Below are 23,150 nucleotides of genomic sequence, written 5' to 3'. Positions count from 1 at the left end.
ACGTCAGCCGGCCACCAGGGCGGTGGAGCCGCGCTCGAACTCCTCGAGGTCGCCGCGCTCCCCCGCTCGGTACGCGCGGCCGCCGAGCACCCACTGGTAGGCGAGCACCGCGACCAGGGCGAGGGTGCCGATGCCGATCTTGATCGGCCACGGCCAGTCCTGCCGCGTCACCACGCCCTCGACGATGCCGGACAGCAGCAGGGTCAGGGTCAGGCCGATCGCGATGGTGATGAGTGCACGGCCGTCCTCGGCGAGGGCCTGGGCGCGCGTGCGTCCGGGCCCCGGCGCCACCCACGACCAGAAGATCATCAGCCCCGCACCGCCCGCGAGGAACACCGAGTAGAGCTCGAGCTGCCCGTGCGGGGAGATGTAGAGGAAGAAGTCGGCCAGGCGCCCCTGGGAGTGCATGATCGCCGCGGAGACCCCGAGGCTGACGGCGTTCTGCATGATCGAGAACGGCACGAAGACCCCGGTGATGCCGAACGCCACCATCGTCGCGGCGATGTAGGCGTTGTTCGTCCAGACCTGCGCGGTGAAGGCCCCGAGGCCACGGTCGGAGTAGTAGTCGACGAAGTCCTGCGTGGCGTACCGGCGCAGGGCCTCCTCGCTGCCGAACGTCGCCGTCGCACCCGGCGTGGTGGTGATCCAGACGGCGACGATCGCCCCGATCGCCACCGTCGCGAGCGCGACCCAGATGGTCACCCAGCGGATCCGGTAGAGCGCCGCGGGCAGCTGGCGCGTGAAGAACAGGGCGACGGCGGTCAACGGGTCGACGGGCGTGCCGGTGAAGCGCAGGCGGGCGCGGAACAGCGTGAGCGAGAGCCGGTCGCCGGTCACTGTGCGCGGTGCGGCGCCCCGGATGCGGGCGAGGTCGGTCGCGGCCTCCTGGTAGCCGGCGACGAGCCGGTCGACGTCCGCGCCGGACCGGTGCCGGGCACGCGCCAGACGGTCGAGCTCCTGCCACCGGTCACGGTGCACCTCGGTGTAGGCATCCAGGTCCACGTGTTCCCCCTCAGGTCGCGCGATCTCCGACAGAATGATCCCATGCCGAAGCCCCGCACGCCGCGTGACCTCGCCGACGCCCGGTTCTCGCGCGACCTCGACGAGACCGCCGACGAGCTCGTGGTCGGCGAGGGCGTCGCGCTCGACGTCCAACCCGCCGGACTCGTGCTGCGGCTCGCGGCCGCGCTGCTGGACGGCCTGTGCGTCCTCGTCCTGTTCGTGCTCGCGCTGTTCGGCGTCTGGCGGCTCTGGCCGAGGGGACTCGAGCCGGCCTGGGGTGCTGCGCTCAACATCGTGCTGCTCGTCGTCGTGCTCGTGCTGGTCCCCGCGGCGGTCGAGACCGTGACGAAGGGGCGGAGCGTCGGACGGTTCGCCACCGGCACCCGCGTCGTCCGGCTCGACGGCGGCGCGATCGGGTTCCGGCACGCCTTCACCCGGTCGCTCGTCGGCCTGTTCGAGCTCTGGATGACGTTCGGCTCGGTCGCCCTGCTCGTCGCGCTGTTCGGCAGTCGGCCGCGGCGCCTCGGCGACCTGCTGGCGGGCACGATCGTGCAGCACGAGCGCCTGCCGAAGCAGCGGGACCCCGAGGTGCTGCTGCCCCCGGAGCTGACGGCCTGGGCCGGTGTCGCAGACGTCTCGGCGCTGCCGCAGCGGTTGGAGAACCGCCTCGGTGCGTTCTTCCGCGGGGCTGCACTGATGCGCCCCGAACTGCGCGAGGCGGCGGCGCAGAGCCTGGCGGCGGAGGTGTCCGCGTTCGCGCACCCGGTGCCGCCGGTCCCGCCCGAGGTCTTCCTGGCCGGGGTCGTGGTGCTGCGGCGCCGTCGGGACGTCCGGGCGCTGGGTGCCCGCGCCGAGCTGCTGACCGCCGCGGGGGCGACCGCGGCGGCGCCCCCGCCGGGCTTCCCGCGCTGACGCGCGGCGCCGGGCTGACTGCCCCCGCGCAACACTGCGAAACGGACACAGCACCGCGGAGATCCACGGTGCTGTGTCCGGAACCAGGTTCCGCCGGCCCCAGGCCGCCGCGCTCAGTAGCGGTAGTGGTCCGGCTTGAAGGGCCCCTCGACCGGGACACCGATGTACGCCGCCTGCTCCGGACGCAGCGACGTCAGCTGCACCCCGAGGGCGTCGAGGTGCAGGCGCGCGACCTTCTCGTCCAGGTGCTTCGGCAGCACGTACACGCCCGTCGGGTACTCCTCGCGCCGGGTGTGCAGCTCGATCTGCGCGAGCACCTGGTTCGTGAACGAGTTGCTCATCACGAACGACGGGTGCCCGGTCGCGTTGCCGAGGTTCATGAGCCGGCCCTCGGACAGCACCAGGATCGACCGCCCGGTCGGCAGCCGCCACTCGTGCACCTGCGGCTTGATCTCGACCTTCGAGACGCCGGGCAGCACCTCGAGCCCGGCCATGTCGATCTCGTTGTCGAAGTGCCCCACGTTCGCGACGATCGCCAGGTGCTTCAGCCCGAGCATCTCGTCGACCCCGACGACGCCCAGGTTGCCGGTGCACGTGATGACCATGTCGACGGTGTCGACGACGTCCGCCAGGCGCGCGACCTGGTAGCCGTCCATCGCCGCCTGCAGCGCGCAGATCGGGTCGACCTCGCTGACGATGACGCGGGCACCCTGCCCGCGGAGCGCCTCGGCCGCACCCTTGCCGACGTCGCCGTAGCCGACGACGAAGGCGACCTTGCCGCCGATGAGCACGTCGGTGGCCCGGTTCAGGCCGTCGGGCAGCGAGTGCCGGATGCCGTACTTGTTGTCGAACTTCGACTTCGTCACCGAGTCGTTCACGTTGATCGCCGGGAACTTCAGCTCGCCGTTCCGGAACAGCTCGTACAGGCGGTGGACGCCCGTGGTGGTCTCCTCGGTGACGCCCTGGATGTCGGCCGCGATGCGGGTCCAGCGGTCCGACGACGTCTCGAGCGACCGCGCGACGGTGTCGAGCACGATCTTCCACTCGGTGCTCGCGTCCGGCTCAGCGACCGGAGCGGCACCGGCCGCCTCGGCGTCGGCGCCGGTGTGCACGAGCATCGTGGCGTCGCCGCCATCGTCGAGGATCAGGTTCGGTCCGGTCCAGTCGGCACCCGCCGCGGCGGCCTCGTCGCTCCAGTCGAAGATCCGGCTGGTGCACCACCAGTACTCCTCGAGCGTCTCGCCCTTCCACGCGAACACCGGGACGCCGGCGGGGGCGTCCGGGCTGCCGGTGGGTCCGACGGCGACGGCGGCCGCCGCTTCGTCCTGGGTGGAGAAGATGTTGCAGCTGGCCCAGCGCACCTGCGCGCCGAGGGCGACGAGCGTCTCGATGAGCACCGCGGTCTGCACCGTCATGTGCAGGGACCCGGCGATGCGCGCGCCAGCGAGCGGCTGCGACGCGGCGAACTCGTCACGCAGGGACATCAGGCCCGGCATCTCGTTCTCGGCGAGGCGGATCTGGTGCCGGCCGGCCTCGGCGAGGGACAGGTCGGCGACGCGGAACGCAGCAGCGGTGCGGGTTTCGGTGGGCATGCCCACCAGTCTTCCATGCCGGGAGGCGCGGATCACCAGCCGATCCCGGTCACGTTCCCCGGGCCTCCAGACCGACCCCCGCACCCACGTCGCGGACGCGAGCCGTCAGTCGGCGTCGCGCGGGAGCGGCTCGCGCCGCACCACCTGCCAGCCGCGCGGGACGCGCAGGGCGGCAGCGTGCCGGGCGCAGAGGTCGTAGCCGTGCGGCTCGACCCGGGTCGACAGCGGACCGACGACCACCATGGAGTCGCCGTAGTCGTACGTCAGGGTCGACGAAGCGCTGTTGGCACACGCCACCTTGCTGCAGATCCGCACGTCCATCTCGACAGGGAGCCTAGCGGAGCGTCCGGCGCGCACCCGTCCCCGCGTACGATGTGGGGATGCGTCGGAAGCCTCGCCTCGTCACCCCGGTCGACCGCGGTCGGGGGCGCTCCCGGCACGGCCGCGGTGGGCGCTCGAGCGTGACCGGGCCCGAGCTCGCGCCGATCATCACCCGCGCCGAGGCGTTCGACCGGATCGTCGGCGACAGCGCACACTACCTGCTCGGTCTCTGGCCCGAGGAGCTCTCCGGCGTCGTGTTCCAGGTGGCGGACATGCCGAGCGACACGACCCTGCCGGACGAGATGCCGCGCTGGCGGATCGACCGCGACACCCGCCGCGTGACCGTCTTCCGGATCCCCGTCGAGCGGGTGAACCGGAGCCCCGAGAAGGACGACTCGGACCGCCGCATCATCATCGAGACCGCGGTGTTCCGCGCGGTCGGCGAGCTGATCGGCAAGGACCCCTGGGACCTGGCGCCGGACCGTTACCGGCACTGGTGAGCCGGGCGGCCCGCGCCGGGCGTCAGGGGTAGACGCGGACCGGGGTGGAGACGTCGGTCGCCGGACGCAACGGGAACCCGGCGATGCCGTCGGCCCCGCGGTAGGTCACGCCCGCGACGATGCCCTCCGTCCCGGTCAGCGTGAGCTGCTTCGCGGTCTGCACCGGGAGCGTCACGGTCGCGCCGGACAGGATCTTCAGCGTGCGCCGCTCGTCGCCCGACCGCACCGTGACGGAGCGGTCCTGGCGGGTGGGGTTCACGAAGTTCAGCCGCACGCCCTCGCCGGGGGCGATGGCGGTGATCGTCCGGTCGCCCAGCGGCTCGGCCGAGGCGAACCACCCGAGGTCGGTGCCGCTGCTGGCACCGTCGGTCGGCGTCGTGGTGCGTGCACCGGTGACGACCGGCTCGGTCGAGGTGACGGTGAACGAGTACCGGCCGTCCGGGAAGTCGTCGAGCGCGACGTCGGTGACGACCCCGGGCTCGGCGGTGGCGTTGACGGTCGTGCCGCCGCCGTCGGCCGTGCTGATGCCGAGGGTGACGCGGGCAGACTTGGTGCCGGGGACGAACAGCCGGACGATCGGCGCCGCGTCGGCCGTGTCGTCGCCGCGCTGGGCGGCCTGCGCATCGGCGAGGGCGACGGCGGGGATGACCTGCGAGCGGGACGGGGCAGCCCCACCGGAGACGATGTCGTAGCCGCCCGGGGTGAGGGTGCGGACGACGGACTCCTGCATGTGCGCGACGATCTGGCCGCCGGACGACGTGACGTGCACGACCGTCGAGGCGGCGTCGGACACGAAGCCCGACAGCGGGACGACCTTCTGCGTGTTCGGCGCGACGACGATGCCGGTGGTCCCGGGCGCGCTGACCGTCCCGGAGCCGTCGAAGATCGACAGGTCGACCGTGGCGTTCACGTCGGTCGGGTTCGAGAGCGTGACGAGGCTCGTCCGACCGGTCTCCGTCGAGCCGCCGACGAGCCACGTGGACTGGGTCGGGTCGTCGCACGAGGCAGCGCCCGCCCCCACCAGGTCGCCGCTCGAGACGCTCTGGAAGCTGCTGCCCGCGACCTGCGGCGTCGTCTCGCCGGCGGGGGCCGTCAGGAGTCGGGGGTCGCTGCCGCCGGTGGTCGAGGAGTCGAGCGAGGACCGCTCGACCGTCGAACCGGTCGTCGCGGTCGCGACGGTCGCGGTGCCGACGGTGCTCGCCTGCGTCGCGTCGTTGCCGGCGTCGTCGGACAGGCGCAGCGCACTGCCGGCGCAGACACGCTCGGCGGCGGCGGGGACCGGCGCGACGGTGCGCCCGGCCGGTCGACCCGGTTCGGACTCGGTGCCGATGGCGTGTGCCGCGGTGACGGCACCCGCGGCCACGACGACGGCGACGGCCGTGGCGGTGCCGCGGACGATCCAGCGCCGGACCGAGGAGGGGTTGGTGCTCATTCGTCGCGCTCCTCGTCGAAGGTGGTGGCGGGTTCCTCGGCCTCGATGACGTTCGAGGTGGCACGGCGGCGGCGCGGGGCCGTCGGGACCGCGAGGAGTGCTGCGGCGCCGAAGACCACGCCGAGCACGACGAGGTACAGCACGTGGGTGGCCTGGGTCGCCGCGGAGCCGGAGCGGGTTCGGTCGACCTCGCCCTCGTAGTGGAACAGCTGGCCGTTCGTGGTCTCGCCGATGCTCGTGAAGAGCGCGTTCTGACCGATCGCACCGGCGGCCCGGTCGTGCACCGTCTGCGCCTCGGGGTCGTCACCGGCGTCGTCGATGAGCACGAAGCTCACGCCGAGCTCGCGGAGCGCCGGCCGGGGGTCGTACCCGCTGCGGCTCGCCAGGTTGCCGGCGAGCGTCGTCAGCCGCGCGCCGGACTCGCTCAGCCGGAGTGCGGTGGCGTCGAGCGTCGACTGGTCGTCGAGGGTGGAACCCTGCCCGCGCTCGAGCGTGACGGCGAGCGAACCGTCGTCCTGCGGGACGACCACGAGCGTGCCGACGTCCGGGTTCGCCTGGGCCTCGGCGTTCACGTACGCGCTGAGCACCCGGCCGGTGGTCGGCTCGATCGTGGCGGTGCCGAGGTAGAACGCCGCGAAGGCCGGAGCCACGGCCACACCGGCGAGCACGGTCGCGACCAGCCCGGTGACCGGAGCGGCCTTCGGCAGCACGTCGATGCCGATGCAGGCTGCGACCACGAGGGCGAGCCAGTACACGGACAGACCGCTGCCGGGCCAGACGATGGTGGTGGTCGACCCGACACCGGTGACCGTGACGTGGGTGGCGGCGAAGGCCGTGGCGAAGCCGAGGAGCGCGATGACGAGCGCCGAGCCCGCGACCGCCCAGCGGTGGCCGAGCATCGCCCCGATCGCGGCGGCGGCCACGGGGAGCGCGAGGACGGCCATCACGATCGGCAGGACCGTGGCGACCAGCGCGAGTCCGGACGTCGCGGGGAGCCAGCCGCTCCAGTCGGGCAAGGGCTGGCCGATGGCCAGCTGGAGCGCGGACGGCGCCCGGGTCGCGGACGGCGCACCCGGGTCGGCGAACACCGCGAGCAGGTTGCCGCGTGCGGCCTGCGCCAAGATGAGCGGCAGGAAGAGCACCGCGGTCGGCACCGGGATGAACAGACGACGGTGGGCCCGGCGCCAGCCGACCAGGAGCGCGACGAGCCAGCCGACCAGCAGGACCGGCAGCAGCGACGGCGCCGAGGCGGCGACGACGGCGAACAGGAGCGACGCTCCCGAGGCCCAGGCCCACGAGCGGTGCGCCTCGAGCACGGCGACGAACAGCCACGGCAGCACCAGGTGCGCGATCACGGCGCCGAGGTGTCCGGTCGTCACCGCGCCGACGAGCGACGGGGCGATCGCGTAGAGCGACGCACCGATGACCGGCACCCAGGTGCGGGTCGTGACCTTGCGGACCGCGAACCAGGCCCCCAGTGCGGACAGCGGGAACGCGACGAGCATGACGAGCACGACCGCGGTGGACGGCGACCAGAACACGATCGAGCCGAGCACAGCGAGCACCGCGGCGAAGGGGTCCGACGGGCCGGTGAAGCCCGTGCCGAGCGAGTGGAAGCCGTACCCGACGTTCTGCCAGAGCTGCCCAGGGGTCGCGGACAGCGGCAGGAGTCCCCCGCCGGTCAGGGCCGGCGACCCGAGCAGCGGGTAGAGCGTCACGACGCTGAGGACCGCGGCGGCCAGGACCACCCAGATGCCGCCGTCGCTCAGGAACGACGCCCGGGCGATCGGGGCGTCCTCGGCCCGGGCGAGTTCGACGTCCCGCGAGGTGGTGCGGTGCTCGTGCACCCGACGCCAGCTCACACGGAGCGGTTCGACGGCGGCCCAGCCGAGCTTCTTCGTGCGGGCGAGGTTCTTGCGCGCCCGCCCCGTGCCGCCGCCGAACGCGACGGCGAACGCGGCGGAGAGCTCGGGGACCACGGCGGCGGGGTGCTTCGCGACGAGGTGTCCGAGCGCGCGGCCGATCGCGAACGGCACGAGCGTGAGCCAGTGCAGCCAGACCAGCGCGGCGGGCGCGTAGGTCATCCGGCGGTGCAGCTGCGCCTGCCGGTGCATCCGGACGCGCCGCGCCTCGGACACGCGCTTGCGGCCGAACTCCTCGATCGGTCCGGCGCTGGTGACCTTGGCCTCCGGCACGAGGGCGACACGGTGTCCGGCGAGGCGGACCCGCACCGAGAAGTCGAGGGCCGCGTCGACGTCCGGCAGCGCCGGGTCGAAGCCGCCGAGTTCGTTCCAGACGGAGCGGCGCACGAGCATGCCGCCCGCGGCGACACCGAGGACGTCGGTGTTGCGGTCGTGCTGGCCCTGGTCGAGCTCGTCCTGCACCAGCACGATCGACCGGCCGAAGCGGGTCATGCTCTCCCCGAAGGCGCGGATGAGCGAGGGGTCGTCGTCGGCGACGAGCTTCGGACCGGCGACGACGACCGAGGGCGCGATCTCGACGGCGGACAGCAGGTCGGCGAGCGCGGTCGGTGCCGGCGCGTTGTCGTGGCCGAGGACCCACAGCCACTCGTCGACCGGCTCGTCGGTCGCGGCGGGCGGCGCGCTGCGCTCGCCCTGGCGGACGGCGTCACCGAACGCGGTACCGGCTGGAAGCCGGACGAGCTGCGCGGACCCGCCGAAGGACAGTTCGGCGGTCGATCCGTCGGTCGTGCCGACGTCGACGACCACCAGGTTCTCGGGGTGGCGGGTCTGGGCGGCGAGCGCGTCCAGGGTCCGGTCGAGGTGGGCCGCCCCGTTGGCGGCGACGAGGATCGCGGTGACTCTGGGCTGCATGACGGGCGTCACTCTACGGTCTGGAGGCGCGGTGTCGGCTGCGGACGGCGGCGCGCCGTGAACCTTTGGATGCGCTCACTGCGCGGTGCGGGACGGGCGGAGGTGGTCGCCTTCCGGCGCCTTCGTCGCAGGCTCCTCAGGGGCGCAGTCGCACGGCGCTGGCGCGCCGTGAACGCTCCTACGCCCGTTTCCGCAACTTGCGGCGTTCCCGCTCGGAGAGGCCACCCCAGATGCCGAAGCGTTCGTCGTTCTCGAGCGCGTACTCGAGGCACTGTGCCCGGACCTCGCACGAGGTGCAGATCTTCTTCGCCTCGCGCGTGGAGCCGCCCTTCTCGGGGAAGAACGCCTCGGGGTCGGTCTGCGCGCAGAGCGAGTCGACCTGCCAGGCGAGCGGGTTCTCCTCGTCGTCGGTCTCCGGACGTCGGACACCCGGGACGCCGAGCGCCACGGGATCGACGTGCCAGTCCTCCGGAACTCCGGCGTGGAACTCGGAACCGTTCACCCTGATCACCCCTGCCGCCTCGACAACGAACCCCAACTCTTGCGGCCGTTGCCTGTAATTACAGCGGTGTCATTCGCCTGAGTCAAGTCGCGGATCATAGAAGGCACTGACCGCTCCAGCGTGTCATGTCCCCCGTTTGGGCGTGTCGCACCGCTCGGGTGGGCCTTCCGGGGGACAACTGACTCGTCCTCAGGCGCTCAGGAGGCGCTGCGACGGGCCTCCCAGGCGCTCGACACCATCTCGTCCAGGGAGTGCCGCATGGCCCACTCGAGGTCACGGGCGGCGGCTTCGCCGGTCGCGACGATGCGGGCCGGGTCGCCGGGGCGCCGCGGTGCGATCTCGGGGTCGAAGGCGATCCCGGTGCCCGACGCCATCGCGTCCATGATCTGCCGGACGCTCACGCCGTCGCCGCTGCCGAGGTTGTAGGCACGCTCGAGCGGCTCCCCCGCCTCGAGCTTCCGCGCGGCCACCGCGTGCGAGTGCGCCAGGTCGGCCACGTGCACGTAGTCGCGGACGCAGGTGCCGTCCGGGGTGGCGTAGTCGTCGCCGTTGATCCGCGGGGTCCGGCCGGCGAGCAGCGCGTCGAAGACCAGCGGGAACAGGTTGTGCGGGCTGGCGTCGTACAGGTCGGGCTCCCCGGAACCGACGACGTTGAAGTACCGGAGCGACGTGGTGGTGAAGCCCGCGGCGACCTCCATGTCGCGCAGCAGCCACTCGCCGATGAGCTTCGACTCGCCGTACGGCGACTCCGGGTTCTTCGGGGTGGACTCGACCACGGTCTCGACGTCCGGCGTGCCGTAGACCGCCGCGCTGGACGAGAAGACCGCCTTGGTGACGCCGGTCTCGGCCATCGCGCGCAGCAGGGTCGCCATGCCGGTGACGTTCTGCTCGTAGGTGTGCAGCGGGCGCTCGACCGAGACGCCGGCGTACTTGAACCCCGCGACGTGGACCACGCCGGTGACCTCGTGCTCGCGCAGCGTGCGTGCGACGAGCTCGCCGTCGAGGATCGTGCCTTCGACGAACGGCACGTCGTCCGGGACGAACGCGCGGAAGCCGCTCGACAGATCGTCGAACGCGACCGTGTCGATGCCGGCCGAGCGCAGCGCTCGGACGACGTGGGACCCGATGTACCCGGCACCGCCGGTGACCAGCCAACTCATGGTCGCCACGCTAGCGGACGTCGGCGACGCCCCGGTGGCGGTGTGCGGGTCCACGCCACGGCGTGCGGCCCCGCGCCGGTCCCGGAGCCGGTCCGCGCCCCTAGGCGCCGGTGGCGATGAACACGGTCGACGTGATGCCGTCGGAGGAGTCCGCCTCGACCGTCACGTCGCCCTCGTCCGGGGTGATGAAGCACGACTCGCCCTTGCGGAGCAGGGTCGCCGACTGCGCGCCGACGAGCGTGACGACGCCCTCGGTGCAGATCGCGATCGACGGCCCCACGAGCGGGGCGACCCCGCCGGTGCTCAGGCCCACCGGGCGACCGTCGCCGTCCACCCGCAGCAGCGCGAAGCCGACGCCGTCCGGCGCGAACCGGTCGACGCCCGGGGCGAGGCGCTCGGGCTCGAGGACCGGTGCCGGGTACGCGGTGAAGTCGAGCACCCGCAGGAGCTCCGGCACGTCGACGTGCTTCGGCGTGAGCCCGCCGCGCAGCACGTTGTCCGACGGCGCCATCAGCTCGATGCCGAGCCCGTCGAGGTACGCGTGGATGTTGCCGGCGGGCAGGTACATGGCCTGCCCCGCGGTGAGCGTCACCCGGTGCATGAGCAGGGAGACGACGATGCCGGGGTCGCCGGGCCAGCTGGTCGCCAGGTCGCGGACGGTCGCGGTGTTCGGGGTGAGCAGGTCGTCGTCGAGCGAGACGGCCAGGTCGCTCGCGGCCTGCACCACGGCGAGCGCGGACTCGTCGGCGGTCTCGAGCCAGCGGACGGTGTCCTCGAGCCCGTGCAGCAGGTGCACTTCGAGCGGACCGAGGCGTCCGGTGCCGGCGTCGAGAACGCGGACCTCGGCCAGGGTCTCCTCGACCGGGCGGAAGCCGCTCAGCGCCTCGAACCGCTCGCTCAGCGCGACGACGAGCTCGGGCTTCGGGAACGGGTCCTTGTAGTTGCGGGACGGGTCGTCGAGCGGGATCCCCTCGCGCTCCTCGCGGGCGAAGCCCGCTTCTGCCTGCTGCGGGGTCGGGTGCGCCTGCAGCGAGAGCGGTGCCGCAGCGGCGAGCACCTTGAGCAGGAAGGGCAGGCCGGTGCGGTCCGGACCGAGTGCGGTCTCCGGCTCGTCGGCGATCCAGTCGCGGAGGGTGTCGGCCCCGCCGACCATGGCCGGGTTGACGACGACACTGGGGCTGCCGGCGTGGGCGCCGAGCCAGAGCTCCGCCTGCGGGGCACCCGTGACGGTGCGGCCGAGGAGCTCCGGGATCGCGGTGACCGAGCCCCAGGCGTAGTCGCGGGGGGTGTTCGTGATGCCGAGGAACATGGGCCAGAGCCTACCGGCGCTGCCGGTGGAGTCCTACGGACGGCGACCGGCCGGTAGCCTGGCGTCGTGACGAACACCTGGCCGCTGGCGCGCGGGACCGTACCGGAGCGCGAGGCGTTCGCCTTCGGGGCGACGACCCTGTTCGTGCTGTTCGCGGGCGACGCCGTGCCGAACACCCTGACCTGGGTCGGGGCCGGCGTCCTCTGGGCCCTCGTCGCGGCGTGGGGCATCACCATCCTGGTCCGGGCGAAGCCACCGCTCGTCCGCACCCCCTGGGCACTCTGGGCGTTCCTCGGCTGGTGCCTGGTGACCCTGGTGTGGTCGCACTGGCGCTTCGCGACGATCTCGAGCCTGACCGTGCAGGTGATCTGCGCGGCCGTCGCGTTCACGATCGCCTCGACCCTGACGTGGCGCCGGATCACCGATGCCCTGAGCCTCGCGCTCCGCTGGGTCCTCATGCTCTCGCTCCTGTTCGAGGCCGCCGTCGCGGTGTTCGTCCGGCACCCGATCGCCCCGATCTGGACGGACTACGGCGACCGCGACGTCCCCGACGCCTTCTACTTCTCGCGCGCCGAGCTCTTCACCGGGGGCCGGATCCAGGGGCTGCCCGGCAACGCCAACCTGCTCGCGATGGTGGCCCTGCTGGTCGCGATCGTGGTCGCCGTGCAGTTCGCCGAGGGCCGGATCCGCCGGAACCAGGCGATCGGCTGGCTCGTCGTCGCGGCGCTCGGCTTCGTCCTCACCCGCTCGTCGACGGTCATCGCCGCCGCACTCGTGGTCGCCGTGGTCGCACTGGCCGCCGTCTGGATGCGCCGTGTCCCGACGGAGCGCCGCACCCCGCGCTACCTGCTGCTGGCCGTGGGTGCCGTCGTCGTCGCCGTCGCCGCGTTCGTGCTGCGCGGCCCGGTGTCCGAACTGCTCGGCAAGGGCTCGGACGCCACCGGACGCGGGGAGATCTGGGCCAAGGTGCTCGGCCTGATCGACCAGCACCCCGTGGGCGGCTGGGGCTGGATCGGGTACTGGTGGCCGGGCATCCCGACGCTCGCCGACCTGGCGCAGCGCAAGGGCGTCACGTACCTGCAGGCCCACGACGCCTACCTGGACGTCTGGATGCAGACCGGCATCATCGGCCTGGTGCTCTTCGCGATCTACGTGGTCACGACGCTGTCCCGCTCGTGGGCCTGCGCGACCCGCATCGGGTACGACGCCGCGCTGCGTCCGCGGTCGTTCGACCCGGTGTCGCTCCTGCCGCTCGTGGTCGTCGTCGCCCTGCTCGTGCAGTCCGTCGCCGAGTCCCGCCTGCTCTACCAGGGGAACTGGGTGCTCTTCGCCCTGCTCGCCATCAAGACGCGCATCGTGCTGACCGGCGAGGAACCGGTGTCCACCGGCGACGGTCCGCGCACGCCACCCGCCAAGCGCGAGTTCCGCTGGGCCGGCACGCTCTGACCCGCACGCTCCCTCAGCGCGACAGCCACGAGCACGACACCGGGGACGACCACGGGTTCGACTTCACCCGGGCGACCTCGAGCGTCGGGTCCGCGTCGCACGCCGCCACCGCCGCCGGCAGCTGCCCCGCCCACACCGGGCCGCCGCTCCGCCGCGTGTCCGTCGGCGCGACGTGCAGGACCGCCGACGCGACGACGGCGGTGACCACGCACCAACCGGCCAGCGCGCCGACGAGGCGACCAGGGCCTCCCGTCCGTCCGGCAGCACGCGACCAGCTGCCGGCGTCCACGAGCGCGGCTGCGGCGACCACCGCGGCGCTCACCAGCAGCAGGCCGGCGGCCGCGGCGTAGCGCTGCGGCGGCACGGCGGCCATCGCGGCGACCGGCGCCGACCAGCGGAGACCGTCACCGCCGTTGGCGAGCAGGGCCACCCACCACACCGCGACGGAGCCGACGGCGAGGGCTGTGACCATCCACCGGGTGCGGGCCGGCCCGACCACGACGGCCGCCACCAGGACGACGAGCAGCAGGGCTGCGGGCACCACGACCACCGCCCAGCCGCGCTCGACCACCGCCGTCAGCACAGCACCGAGGTCCGGGTCCCAGGCACCCGCCACGGGACGCAGCAGGTACCCCGCGAGCACGTCGCGCACCGCTGGCGACCCCGTGGCGAGGGCCCGCGGACTCGTCAGGGTCGTCACGCCCTGCACCGCCAGGGCGACGACCACGACGAGCGTGACCGGCAGCGCGGTCCACCGGCCGGCCGGTCCGGGCGTCCGGCCACGGGGCGTCCAGGCGAGGAGCAGCAGGGGCGCGAACAGCGCGGTGAGCGGTTCGGTGAGCACGGCCGCACCCGCGACCACGGCGAGTGCCCCGGCCGCCCACCACGACCGCGCACGCCACGCGAAGACCCACGGCACCAGGACGAGCAGGAACCAGTGCAGGTTCGCCGCGTTGCCGCTGATCTCGTACGGGGCGAGCGGCAGGACGACGGGGACGGCGGCGAGCACCAGCCGCAACGGCCACGGGCCGACGACGTCGCGGGACAGCACGAACACCAGGGCGCAGGCCCCGCCGACGAGCGCGCACGCGGCGAGCGCCACCACCTGCGCGTACCGCTCAGGCGGCAGCGCGTACCCGAGGTCGACGATGAGGCGCGGCAGCAGGTGCACGTACCCGGCGTAGGGGTGCAGCAGGGTGTCGACGGGACCCATCGCGATCCGTTCGCGCAGGAACACGCCACCGTCCTCGGCCCAGACGGTGTTCCGCGGCACCGGGCCGAGCCGGTACCAGGCCAGGGCGGTCGTGAGCAGGCCGACGACGACCGCGACGAGGGGGACGCCGGCGACCCTGCGCGCGAGGTCCATCCGGTGAGGATAGTTCGGTCATCGCGCATCGTCGATACAGCCACACCGCGATGCGGTGTGCTCGTCACAAGGTCGTGCGCCAAGATGGACGCGTGACGGACGGCCGGGTGAGCAGACAGGTGCTCGGGCGCCGGTACCTCTCCGCCTGGATCGGCTTCTCGGCCGGTGGACGGTTCAGCCAGGCGCTCGCGACGGTCATCGTGCTGTTCGGGTTCGGCCAGCCCACCGTCGAGGCCCTCGTCGGCCGGGCGGGGACCTGGGCGGTGCTCGTGACGCTGTTCGTGCTCGCGGGGCTGAGCCTGCTCGGCCAGCGCTACCGGATCGAGTGGCACGGGGTCCTCCCCCTCTCGCTGCTGGCCTTCGTCGGGTACTGCGCGTTGAGCGTGCTCTGGAGCGAGTACTCCTGGGTGGCGCTCCGCGGACTGGTGCAGACCGTGTGCTTCATCGGCCTCGGGCTGTACCTGGCCCTCGGCCGCGACCTGGTGCAGGTGATCCGGGCCTCGGGCGACGCCTTCCGGATCCTGCTCGTGACGGCGCTCGGACTCGAGGTCCTGTCCGGCCTGGTCCTCGACGTCCCGTTCTCGGCGTTCGGCATCCGCGGCGACATCGCGTACGGCGGCCCGATCCAGGGCATCGGCGGCACGCGCAACTTCATGGGCTTCATCGCCGCGATGGCCCTGGTCACCTTCGTGGTCGAGTTCCTCACCCGGTCGGTCACGGTCTGGCGCGCGATCGCCTCGACCTCGCTCGCCGTCATCGCCCTGATGCTCGTGCAGTCCCCCATCACCGGGCTCGCGATGATCGCGCTCGCCGTCACCGCACTGGCGCTCTGGTCACTCCGGCACGCACGACCGGCGACCAGACCGGTGGTCAACGGCGTCCTCGGCGCGGTCGTCCTGCTGACGCTCGCCGTCGGGGTTATCGCCCGGCACCGTCTGCTCGCCGAGATCGGGGCGGCCGGCGGCACGGCCACCCGGACGGACCTGTGGTCGCAGATCCGGGTCCTGGTGGAGCGCTACCCGATCCAGGGCTGGGGCTGGGTGGGCACGTGGCCGACCGAGCCCGTCGTGCCCTACGTCACGCTCATCGACCCCGCCGGCGTCCGGTTCACCTCGGGCCTGAACGCCTTCGTGGACGCCTGGCTGCAGATCGGGTTCGCGGGCACGCTCATCCTCGGCATCACCGCGTTGCTCGCGTTCGCGCGCGCCTGGGTCACGGCGACGACGTTCCCCGGGGTGGCGTACGTGTGGCCGGCCGCCGTGCTCGTGCTGCTCGCCGTCACCAGCACGGCGGAGAGCTACCTGCTGCACGGCGCGGGGCTGATGTTCTTCGTGACGGTCCTCGTGATCGCCGCGCGGCGCCGCTCGTGGCGCCGGCACCTGCCGCGCGTGTAGCGCGGGCGGCGCGACCCACCGCCGGACGGGAGGCCCGTGGCGGCCCCGCACCGCGCCTCCAGGCCGTCGCGCCAGCGTTCCGGGCGCGCGCGCTACGGGCGCGTGCGGCGACCGAGGCGGCGCTGCACGCCCCACTGGGTGACGCGGAGCATCGCCTCGAGGACGATGGACCGGCTCATCTTGGAGACGCCGTGCACGCGGTCGCGGAAGCGGATGGGCACCTCGACGATGCGGCCACCGAGGGCATCCACGCGCAGCGTCATGTCCACCTGGAAGCAGTACCCCTTCGAGTCCACCGACCCGAGGTCCATCCGCGCGATCGCCGACGAGCGGTACACGCGGTAGCCGGCGGTGATGTCCCGCACGTCGAGCCCGAGCACCAGGCGGGCGTAGGTGTTGGCCCCGCGGCTGAGCGCCTGGCGCCGGAGCGGCCAGTCGACCACCGACCCACCGGGGACCCAGCGGGACCCGATGGCGAGCAGGACGTCGTCGGACGCGGTCACGGCGTCGACCAGGGCCGGCAACCGGTCGGCCGGGTGCGAGCCGTCGGCGTCCATCTCGACCAGCAGCGGGTACCCGCGCTCCAGACCCCACCGGAACCCGGCGACGTACGCCGTGCCGAGCCCGAGCTTGCCGGAGCGCTGCAGCAGGTGCACCCGGTCGTCCGCGGCCGCCAGGGACCGCACGATGTCCCCGGTGCCGTCCGGGCTGCCGTCGTCGACGACGAGCAGGTGGGCACCGGGCACCGCCGCCAGCACGGCGGCGGTGATCGTACGGATGTTCTCGGCCTCGTCGTACGTCGGGACGATGACGAGGGCGGTGGTCTCCCCCGGGGTCACCGGTTCAGGCGCCGCTTCACCTTGCCGGCGACGCTGCGGGGGCCCTCGGTGCGCAGGTAGTGCACGGCACGGCCGAGGTCGTAGCGGACGCCGGAGAGCTTCTTGCGCTCCGGGACGCGGACGCGCATCTTGTGCGGCTCGATCGACGACGCGGTGTCGCGCACCGACTTGTCCGCAGCGCGGATCGGGTTCCGGCAGAACTCGACGAGCGGGGCCAGGACGTTCTCCCACGTGAACTGCTCGCGCACGCGGTCGACGTTGCCGATGAACTCGGTGCGGGCCTTCTTGTCGAAGAGCGCCGTCTCGAGCGCGGTGGCCAGACCGTCGATGTCCTGCTCGTGCACCGCGATGCCGAGCTTCTCTTCTGCGACGAGGTCACCGAACGAGTCGCCGGCCGTCGTGACGATCGGCAGCCGTGCCCACAGGTAGTCGAGGATGCGGGTCCGGAACGAGAAGGTGGTCTCGAGGTGCTCGTAGTGCGTCGAGACGCCGGCGTCGGCCTCGAGCAGGTAGGCGCCGCGCTCCTCGTACGGGATCCACTGGTCGTTGAAGAACACGTGCTTCCCGGTGAGACCGAGGGCGTCGGCCTCGGCGCGGACCTTCGCGACGATGTCCATCTCGGGGACGTCGGGGTTCGGGTGCTGCACGCCCATGAAGAAGAGCTTCACCGACGGGCGGCGCTCGGCGAGCTGGGCGATCGAGCGGACCAGGGTGATCGGGTCGAACCAGTCGTAGATCCCACCGCCCCAGACGACGAGCTTGTCGTTCTTGCCGATGCCCGGCACGACGCCCTTGACGCGCTGCTGGTCGTGGACCGGCGGCGTCGAGGACAGGCCGAACGGCACGACGCCGATGAGCGAGCGCAGGTCGGCGTCGCGCGAGTACGTGCGGGCGTTCACGCGGCCGGAGCCGGCGAGCTGCCCGAGCCAGAACATCCGCTGGCGCTCCGAGGCGCAGATGAAGTAGTCGCCGAGCTCGAGCTGGTGGTTCAGCGTGTCCGAGGCGTCGAGGATCTGGCGGTTCCACTTGTCGACGTCGTCGCTGCGGCCCTGTTCGAGCTGCTCGAGGTGCAACGGGTCGTAGACGTCGACGACCAGGATCTTGCTGGTCGACTCGAGCACCGGGAACAGCCGGAGCGCGTGGCCCTGCACGATGATGACGTCGGCCCAGCCCTCGTGCTCGACCATCTGGCGCGGGTGGCGGTGCGGGACCGTGACGACCTCGTACGACGGGTCGATCGGCGACGAGCGGGTCAGGCTGACCACGCGGACGTCGTGCTCGGACGCCAGCTGCTTGGCCATCTGGGTGGCCCGGATCGCCGGACCGGCCATCTTCGCGCCGATCGAGTCGCCCGTGATGATGAGGACGCGGCGGCGGGTGCCGACCTCGAGCACGCCGAGGGAGTGCACGATCTTGTCGTAGCCGGCCAGGTAGTTCTCGATCGGGTACGCGGGCTCGTCGCGGTTGCCGAACAGGCGGAGGAGCTCACGGTCGGACCGGACGCGGGTCGCCTGGATCTGGCGGCGGGACTCGGTCATCGACGGCAGCTGCTCGACGAACTGGTCGACGCCGTAGATGCCCGCCATGCTCGTCTTCGGCACCGGGATCGTCGGGACGCTGTCGTCGCCGGGGTTGCGCAGGTCGAGCTCGGTGGAGTCGAGCTCCCCGCGGCCCACGGCACGGCGGACGGCGAGCGCCAGGGAACCGGGCAGCGCCGCGGCGAGCTGCTCGTCACCGAGGTTCTTGTAGAGCGTGAACAGTGCGTTCCGCTCGAGCAGGTAGGTCTCGCGGAAGTCGCCGAACTTGTTCATCGACGCGTGGTGCTTGTGGAACGCGACCGACTTCGGCTGGTACCGGAAGCGCCAGCCGAGCAGGTTGAGCCGCCAGCCGAGGTCGACGTCCTCGTAGAACATGAAGTAGCGGTCGTCGAAGCCGTCGAGCTGCTCGAAGAGCTCGGCGCGGATGAACATCGCGGCGCCGGTGCCGAACAGGACGTCGGTCTCGCTCTCCCACCGGCCGGTGTCCGGCGACCCGGCGAAGGGCTTGTAGCCCATGCCGTACCAGGTCATCGCGGCCTCGGTGAAGTCGACGTTGACGCCTTCCCAGTCGAGGACCTTCGAGGCGACGGCGCCGATGTCGGCACCGGAGGCGAAGGTGGCCATCGCCTCGCGCACCCAACCGGTGTCCGGGCGGGCGTCGTTGTTGAGGAACGCCACGACCTCGCCGGAGGACTTCTCGACGCCGAGGTTGCACCCCCCGGTGAACCCGAGGTTCGCGCCAGCGTCGATCAGGGTGAAGTCGAGGCTCGAGGCCTTCAGACGCCCGAGGTGCTCGGGGCCCGAACCGTTCTCGACGACGATCACCTCGAGCTTGTCCTGCGGCCAGTCCTGCTTGCGGAGTTCCGCGATGCTCGTCAGGGTGTCGTCCGTGCCCTTGTAGTTCACGAGGATGACGGACACGACTCCCGGCTTGCGCTCTGTCACGCGAGTTCCTCCAGCAGCTGCCGCGCACCGGGCGCGGGTCGATGGGTCGGCCGACGGGGTGCCGCGGGCCGATGACACCCTACAAGGCGCGCCCAGCGACTCCCTGCCGCCGCTGCGGATTCGTGCAGAATGGCGTGCGTGACCGCAGTGATCCCGAGCACCCCCATGTCCTCTCCCCTCCGCGAGGACTACGCGGCCCTCGCGGCCGACGAGCACGCCGAGGGCCCCCGCGGCACGATCCGCTTCGCGGTGTCGACCGCCGACCCGGCCGAGGGCAAGGGCGACCTGTTCGTCGCGCTCGGGCTGGCACGAGCGCTCCGGGCCGAGGGCTGGGGCGTCGCGATGTGGCCGCTCGAGCGCTGGGGCGAGGAGCTCCCCGCCGACACCGCCGTCGTGGTCAGCATGATCGAGTCCTTCGTGCCCGGGTACGTCCCCGCCGGCACCGCCCTGGTGGCGTGGGTGCGGAACTGGACCGCCAAGTGGGCAGCCCTGCCCTACCTCGACGAGTTCGACGCGGTCTGGACGTCGTCGGGGATCGCCCGCGACGCGATCGCGGCCGCGTACTCCGGCCCCGTCGAGGTGGTGCCGATCGGCGTCGACACCGAGCTGTTCACGACCGACGCCCCCGCACCGCGCGAGCGCACGGACCGCGCCGTGACCACCGTCAACTTCTGGGGCGTCCGCCGCCGTGTGCAGGACGTCCTCGCCGAGGTCGCCCCGGCCGAACCGATCGTCTGGTTCGCCGCGAACGTCGACCACGTCGAGGCCTCCGCGGGCGTCGAGCTCCGCCCGGCCGTGTCCTACTTCGCCCTGCCCGAGGTCTACCGCGCCGCCGGTTTCGTCGTCGACGACGTCATCGAGCCGGCCGCCGAGTACGGCACCCTGAACTCCCGCCTGTACGAGTCGCTCGCGTCCGGGGCGCTGCCGGTCACCGACTGCGCGCTCGGGCTCGACGAGCTCGGCCTGTCCGACGTGCCGGTGTTCGACGACGCCGACTCGCTCGAGCGCGTGCTCGCGATGCCCCGCGACGAGCGCACCGCCCTGGTCGCCCGGCTCCGCGCCGTCGTGGTCGAGCGGCACTCGTTCCGCAGCCGCGCCGAGCAGGTCGGTCCGTCGCTCGACGCCGCCGTCGCCGCCGCCTCGGGCCGGAGCGGCGAGCGTGGCGCGTTCCTGCGGTGGGCCACCGCCCAGCGCGAGACGCTCCGGCAGACCGAGCACGACCGCGACGTCCACCTGGCCGGCGTGCACGACATCAACGCGCGCCTGGTCGAGTCGGAGCAGAAGGTCGGCGCGTACGACACCGCCCGCCGCCTGGCCGAGGCGGAGCGCGACCAGATCGCGGCCCGCTTCGAGGGCCTCACGCGCTCCCCCGAGTACCGGCTGCTGCACGGCGTGGGCCTGATGGCGCGGCGCGTGCGCCGCTGACGGCGGTCGACGCGACCCACGACGGACGGGAGGCCCGGTACCAGCTGGTACCGGGCCTCCCGTCCGTCATCTGGTGACCGTCTACTGCACGGTGACGGTCTTCGTACCGAAGCTCTTGTAGGTGCCGCTCGGCAGGTCCTGGAAGTAGACGCGCACGGTGTGCGTGCCCTTCTTCACCCCGGTGAGCTTCCGCGACAGCCCGACGTCCGAACCCCAGTCCGGGTGCACGGCCTGCACGTCGGTGCGGGTCGCGTTGACCGTTCCGGGCGAGACGGCCACGCCGTCCAGGTGGATCTTGTACTTGACCGGGTCCCAGACGTCCGGGTCGATCGCCCAGCCGGCCACGGTGATGGTGCCTGTTCCGCCGGTGACGGACTCGTACAGGCCCTTGACCGAGCCGGTCTTGCCCGTCTTGCCGGTGGTCGGCGGGTCGGTGACCGTCACGCTCTTCGTGCCGAAGCTCTTGTACGTGCCGCTCGGCAGCTCCCGGAAGTACACGCGCACGGTGTGCGTGCCGGCGGTCAGCCCGGGGATCTTCAGCGAGAGGCCGACGTCGGAGCCCCACGCGGGGTGCACGGCCTCGACGTCGGTCCGCTTCGCGTTCGCGGTCCCGGGGGCGATGGCGACACCGTCGACGTGGATCTTGTAGGCGACGGGGTCCCAGACGTCGGGGTCGATCGCCCAGCCGCGCACCGTGGCGCTGTTCACGCCACCGACCACGGACTCGAACGCACCCTTGAGCGAACCGGTCTTGCCCGTCTTGCCGGTCGTCCCCGACGCGTCGGGTTCGGCGGTCGACGCGGCGGTCACGGTCACGGACTTGGTGCCGAAGCTGACGTACTTGCCGCCCTGCAGGTCCTGGAAGTAGACGCGCACGGTGTGCTTGCCCGCCTTCAGGCCGGTGAGCCGGAGCGTCAGACCGACGTCGGAGCCCCACGTCGGGTGCGTCGCCTCGACGTCGGTGCGGGTGGCGTCCGCGACCCCGCTGTTCGTGCTCACGCCGTCGACGTGGATCTTGTACTTGACCGGGTCCCACACGTCCGGGTCGATCGCCCAGCCCCGCACGGTGGCCGTGCCGACGCCGCCGGTGACGGAGTCGTACGAGCCGCGCACGGCACCGGTCTTGCCGGTCTTGCCGGTGGTCGGGGCGTCCACGACGACCGACTTCGACGCGACCTTCACGTACTTCGTACCGGGCTTGTCCATCACGTACAGCGTCACGGCGCGCGTGCCCGCGCTGATGCCGCCGATCGTCTTCGAGAAGCCGAGGGTGCTGCCGACGCCCGGGTAGACCTTCGCCACGTCGGTGCGGGTCTTGTCCGCCGTGCCGGTGGCCTTGCTCACGCCGTCGACGAGGATCTTCCACGAGCCGGGCTTGGACGAGTCGGGGTCGAGGACCCAGCCGGTGGCCGAGATCGTGCCGACGCCACCGGTCACCGAGTCGAGGACGCCCTTGGGTGCCGCGCTCGTGATGGTGCGGGTGTAGCAGCCGAGCAGGGTGTTCGCCCCGCGACCCTGGTTGATGGCGTAGCTGCAGACGGAGTGCTTGCCGAGGCTCAGCCCGGTCAGTTCGGCCGAGAACCCGTGCCGGGTGTTGTTCGCGCCGAGGGTGCCGGCGAGGTCGCTCCGGGTCGTGTCCGCCGTGACGGTCTTCGCGCCGGCGCCGTCGACGTAGAACGCGACGCGCAGGGCGTTGGTGGTGTCCGGGTCGGCCGCCCAGCCGGTGACCGTGATCGACGAGGTGGAGGTCGCGGTCACGGAGTCGACGTCGCCGTAGGGGTTGCCGCCGCCGGCCGCAGCACCGAACCAGTCGGTGTACATGCGCCAGAAGTTGCGGTTGCCGTAGGCGGAGCAGCTGTCACCGGAACCGTAGAGGTTCGACATGGCCGCGGCGTTCGGGGTGTACGGGGTGTAGATGTACAGGCTCGCGGTGGCCTGGTTCTGGATGTAGACGGACTTCCGACCGCAGGCCGCGTTCGGGTTGAGCAGGATCGAGTTCGTCCGGCCCGCCTGGTACGCCCACGAGGTCGGCGACGCCTGGTACCGCTTGAACTGCAGGGCCGCTGCGTAGACCTGCTGGCCGAAGCCGAAGTACGCCGGGTCGCACGGGGCGGTGTCCGGGCACGCGAAGCCGGTGGCGTGCAGGTACATGTAGGACGTCGGCGAAGACGTCGTGACGATGCCCTGCTCCTTCTGCAGGAGCACGAGGAGCACCTTCTGGCTGATGCCGCACGCGGCACCGACCTGGGCGATCATCGTCGCGGCCGACTTGGTGCCACCAGCGATGGCCGCGCACCGGCCGGAGACGGCACCGATCGAGCTCATCTTCTGCGAGAAGTCCTTCAGGCAGGCGGGTCCGCTCGACGACTTCCGGCAGTTCGGCGCGACGCTCGTCAGGAACGACTGCACGGCGGCGGCGTTCATCGCCGAGCCGTTGTAGAAGTTCGCGTCGCTGATGATGTTGCCCGGGTCGAAGTCCGACGCGACCGCGGCCGAGGCCGACTGGGTCGTCGTCTGCTCCGCGAGCACCGTGCCGAAGGTCAGGCCGCTCACCGCGACGGCGAAGGCCGCCACCAGGGCGAGGGAGCTCCGGAGGGAACGGCGGGAGCGGGCTGCTCGGGGGGAACGGGGGG

17 protein-coding genes are annotated in these 23,150 nt (G+C 72.4%); 5 read left to right on the top strand and 12 right to left on the bottom strand.

Going from position 1 to position 23,150, the window contains the following annotated elements; genetic code table 11:
* Positions 1–3: 3 nt before the first annotated feature.
* Positions 4–1,002: a stage II sporulation protein M gene (locus DEJ01_RS14830; RefSeq protein WP_111055276.1), complete on the bottom strand. Its 999-nt coding sequence runs from the start codon at positions 1,000–1,002 to the stop codon at positions 4–6.
* A gap of 42 nt (positions 1,003–1,044) precedes the next feature.
* On the opposite strand from DEJ01_RS14830, the gene DEJ01_RS14825 reads away from it, so the two are divergent.
* Entirely contained in the window at positions 1,045–1,914 is an 870-nt protein-coding gene (locus tag DEJ01_RS14825; protein WP_111093443.1) for an RDD family protein, read from the top strand.
* A gap of 113 nt (positions 1,915–2,027) precedes the next feature.
* Here DEJ01_RS14825 and ahcY read toward each other — a convergent pair whose 3' ends face one another.
* Both ahcY and DEJ01_RS14815 read right to left on the bottom strand, forming a co-directional pair.
* Positions 2,028–3,506: an adenosylhomocysteinase gene (gene ahcY / locus DEJ01_RS14820; RefSeq protein WP_111093459.1), complete on the bottom strand. Its 1,479-nt coding sequence runs from the start codon at positions 3,504–3,506 to the stop codon at positions 2,028–2,030.
* Between the two features lie 105 nt (positions 3,507–3,611).
* Positions 3,612–3,827: a DUF3499 family protein gene (locus tag DEJ01_RS14815; RefSeq protein ID WP_111039893.1), complete on the bottom strand. Its 216-nt coding sequence runs from the start codon at positions 3,825–3,827 to the stop codon at positions 3,612–3,614.
* Positions 3,828–3,886: 59 nt separating this feature from the next.
* On the opposite strand from DEJ01_RS14815, the gene DEJ01_RS14810 reads away from it, so the two are divergent.
* Complete coding sequence (locus DEJ01_RS14810) at positions 3,887–4,327, top strand: metallopeptidase family protein (RefSeq protein WP_071405768.1); 441 nt, start codon at positions 3,887–3,889, stop codon at positions 4,325–4,327.
* Positions 4,328–4,349: 22 nt separating this feature from the next.
* Here the strand turns inward: DEJ01_RS14810 and DEJ01_RS14805 are convergent, their stop codons facing one another.
* From DEJ01_RS14805 to manA, 5 genes are all read right to left on the bottom strand, one after another.
* Complete coding sequence (locus DEJ01_RS14805; RefSeq protein ID WP_111093442.1) at positions 4,350–5,759, bottom strand: DUF5719 family protein; 1,410 nt, start codon at positions 5,757–5,759, stop codon at positions 4,350–4,352.
* The gene (locus DEJ01_RS14800; protein WP_111039892.1) at positions 5,756–8,593 is read right to left on the bottom strand and encodes a glycosyltransferase family 2 protein; all 2,838 of its coding nucleotides are present in this window, start codon (positions 8,591–8,593) and stop codon (positions 5,756–5,758) included. The genes DEJ01_RS14805 and DEJ01_RS14800 overlap by 4 nt, the downstream gene beginning before the upstream one ends.
* 178 nt (positions 8,594–8,771) lie before the next feature.
* Positions 8,772–9,104, bottom strand: a complete 333-nt coding sequence (locus DEJ01_RS14795; RefSeq protein ID WP_081827389.1) for a WhiB family transcriptional regulator — start codon at positions 9,102–9,104, stop codon at positions 8,772–8,774.
* A 188-nt stretch (positions 9,105–9,292) separates the two neighbouring features.
* Positions 9,293–10,255 (bottom strand): UDP-glucose 4-epimerase GalE, encoded by a 963-nt coding sequence (gene galE / locus DEJ01_RS14790; RefSeq protein ID WP_071405789.1) that lies wholly within the window; start codon positions 10,253–10,255, stop codon positions 9,293–9,295.
* A gap of 100 nt (positions 10,256–10,355) precedes the next feature.
* A complete protein-coding gene (gene manA, locus DEJ01_RS14785; RefSeq protein WP_111093441.1) occupies positions 10,356–11,564 on the bottom strand; it encodes a mannose-6-phosphate isomerase, class I in 1,209 nt (402 codons plus the stop codon).
* Positions 11,565–11,630: 66 nt separating this feature from the next.
* Here manA and DEJ01_RS14780 point away from each other — a divergent pair, with 66 nt between their 5' ends.
* Complete coding sequence (locus DEJ01_RS14780) at positions 11,631–13,010, top strand: O-antigen ligase (RefSeq protein ID WP_111093440.1); 1,380 nt, start codon at positions 11,631–11,633, stop codon at positions 13,008–13,010.
* Positions 13,011–13,023: 13 nt separating this feature from the next.
* Here the strand turns inward: DEJ01_RS14780 and DEJ01_RS14775 are convergent, their stop codons facing one another.
* Positions 13,024–14,376: a hypothetical protein gene (locus tag DEJ01_RS14775; RefSeq protein WP_111093439.1), complete on the bottom strand. Its 1,353-nt coding sequence runs from the start codon at positions 14,374–14,376 to the stop codon at positions 13,024–13,026.
* A 92-nt stretch (positions 14,377–14,468) separates the two neighbouring features.
* Between DEJ01_RS14775 and DEJ01_RS14770 the strand changes: the two genes are divergently transcribed.
* Positions 14,469–15,770, top strand: a complete 1,302-nt coding sequence (locus tag DEJ01_RS14770) for an O-antigen ligase (RefSeq protein WP_146247634.1) — start codon at positions 14,469–14,471, stop codon at positions 15,768–15,770.
* 92 nt (positions 15,771–15,862) lie between these two features.
* On the opposite strand, the gene DEJ01_RS14765 is transcribed toward DEJ01_RS14770, so the two are convergent.
* Both DEJ01_RS14765 and DEJ01_RS14760 read right to left on the bottom strand, forming a co-directional pair.
* Positions 15,863–16,609 (bottom strand): polyprenol monophosphomannose synthase, encoded by a 747-nt coding sequence (locus DEJ01_RS14765; protein ID WP_111093437.1) that lies wholly within the window; start codon positions 16,607–16,609, stop codon positions 15,863–15,865.
* Positions 16,606–19,092, bottom strand: a complete 2,487-nt coding sequence (locus DEJ01_RS14760) for a glycosyltransferase (protein ID WP_071405761.1) — start codon at positions 19,090–19,092, stop codon at positions 16,606–16,608. The genes DEJ01_RS14765 and DEJ01_RS14760 overlap by 4 nt, the downstream gene beginning before the upstream one ends.
* A gap of 138 nt (positions 19,093–19,230) precedes the next feature.
* On the opposite strand from DEJ01_RS14760, the gene DEJ01_RS14755 reads away from it, so the two are divergent.
* A complete protein-coding gene (locus DEJ01_RS14755) occupies positions 19,231–20,517 on the top strand; it encodes a glycosyltransferase (RefSeq protein WP_181438467.1) in 1,287 nt (428 codons plus the stop codon).
* A gap of 81 nt (positions 20,518–20,598) precedes the next feature.
* Here the strand turns inward: DEJ01_RS14755 and DEJ01_RS14750 are convergent.
* Positions 20,599–23,150 (bottom strand): hypothetical protein (locus DEJ01_RS14750; protein ID WP_220038697.1); only part of this gene is annotated, 2,552 nt, incomplete at its 5' end.

The sequence above is a fragment of the Curtobacterium sp. MCLR17_040 genome (assembly GCF_003234735.1).
GTDB classification, from domain to species: Bacteria; Actinomycetota; Actinomycetes; order Actinomycetales; family Microbacteriaceae; genus Curtobacterium; species Curtobacterium flaccumfaciens.
The sequence above is the reverse complement of the archived record's forward strand: the minus strand, read 5'-3'. Positions and strand labels throughout refer to the sequence as shown.

Coding starts and splice junctions, on each gene's coding strand:
- DEJ01_RS14825 (WP_111093443.1), top strand. CDS start 1,045: ATGCCGAAGCCCCGCACGCCGCGTGACCTCGCCGACGCCCGGTTCTCG.
- ahcY (WP_111093459.1), bottom strand. CDS start 3,506: ATGCCCACCGAAACCCGCACCGCTGCTGCGTTCCGCGTCGCCGACCTG.
- DEJ01_RS14815 (WP_111039893.1), bottom strand. CDS start 3,827: ATGGACGTGCGGATCTGCAGCAAGGTGGCGTGTGCCAACAGCGCTTCG.
- DEJ01_RS14810 (WP_071405768.1), top strand. CDS start 3,887: ATGCGTCGGAAGCCTCGCCTCGTCACCCCGGTCGACCGCGGTCGGGGG.
- DEJ01_RS14805 (WP_111093442.1), bottom strand. CDS start 5,759: ATGAGCACCAACCCCTCCTCGGTCCGGCGCTGGATCGTCCGCGGCACC.
- DEJ01_RS14800 (WP_111039892.1), bottom strand. CDS start 8,593: ATGCAGCCCAGAGTCACCGCGATCCTCGTCGCCGCCAACGGGGCGGCC.
- galE (WP_071405789.1), bottom strand. CDS start 10,255: ATGAGTTGGCTGGTCACCGGCGGTGCCGGGTACATCGGGTCCCACGTC.
- manA (WP_111093441.1), bottom strand. CDS start 11,564: ATGTTCCTCGGCATCACGAACACCCCCCGCGACTACGCCTGGGGCTCG.
- DEJ01_RS14775 (WP_111093439.1), bottom strand. CDS start 14,376: ATGGACCTCGCGCGCAGGGTCGCCGGCGTCCCCCTCGTCGCGGTCGTC.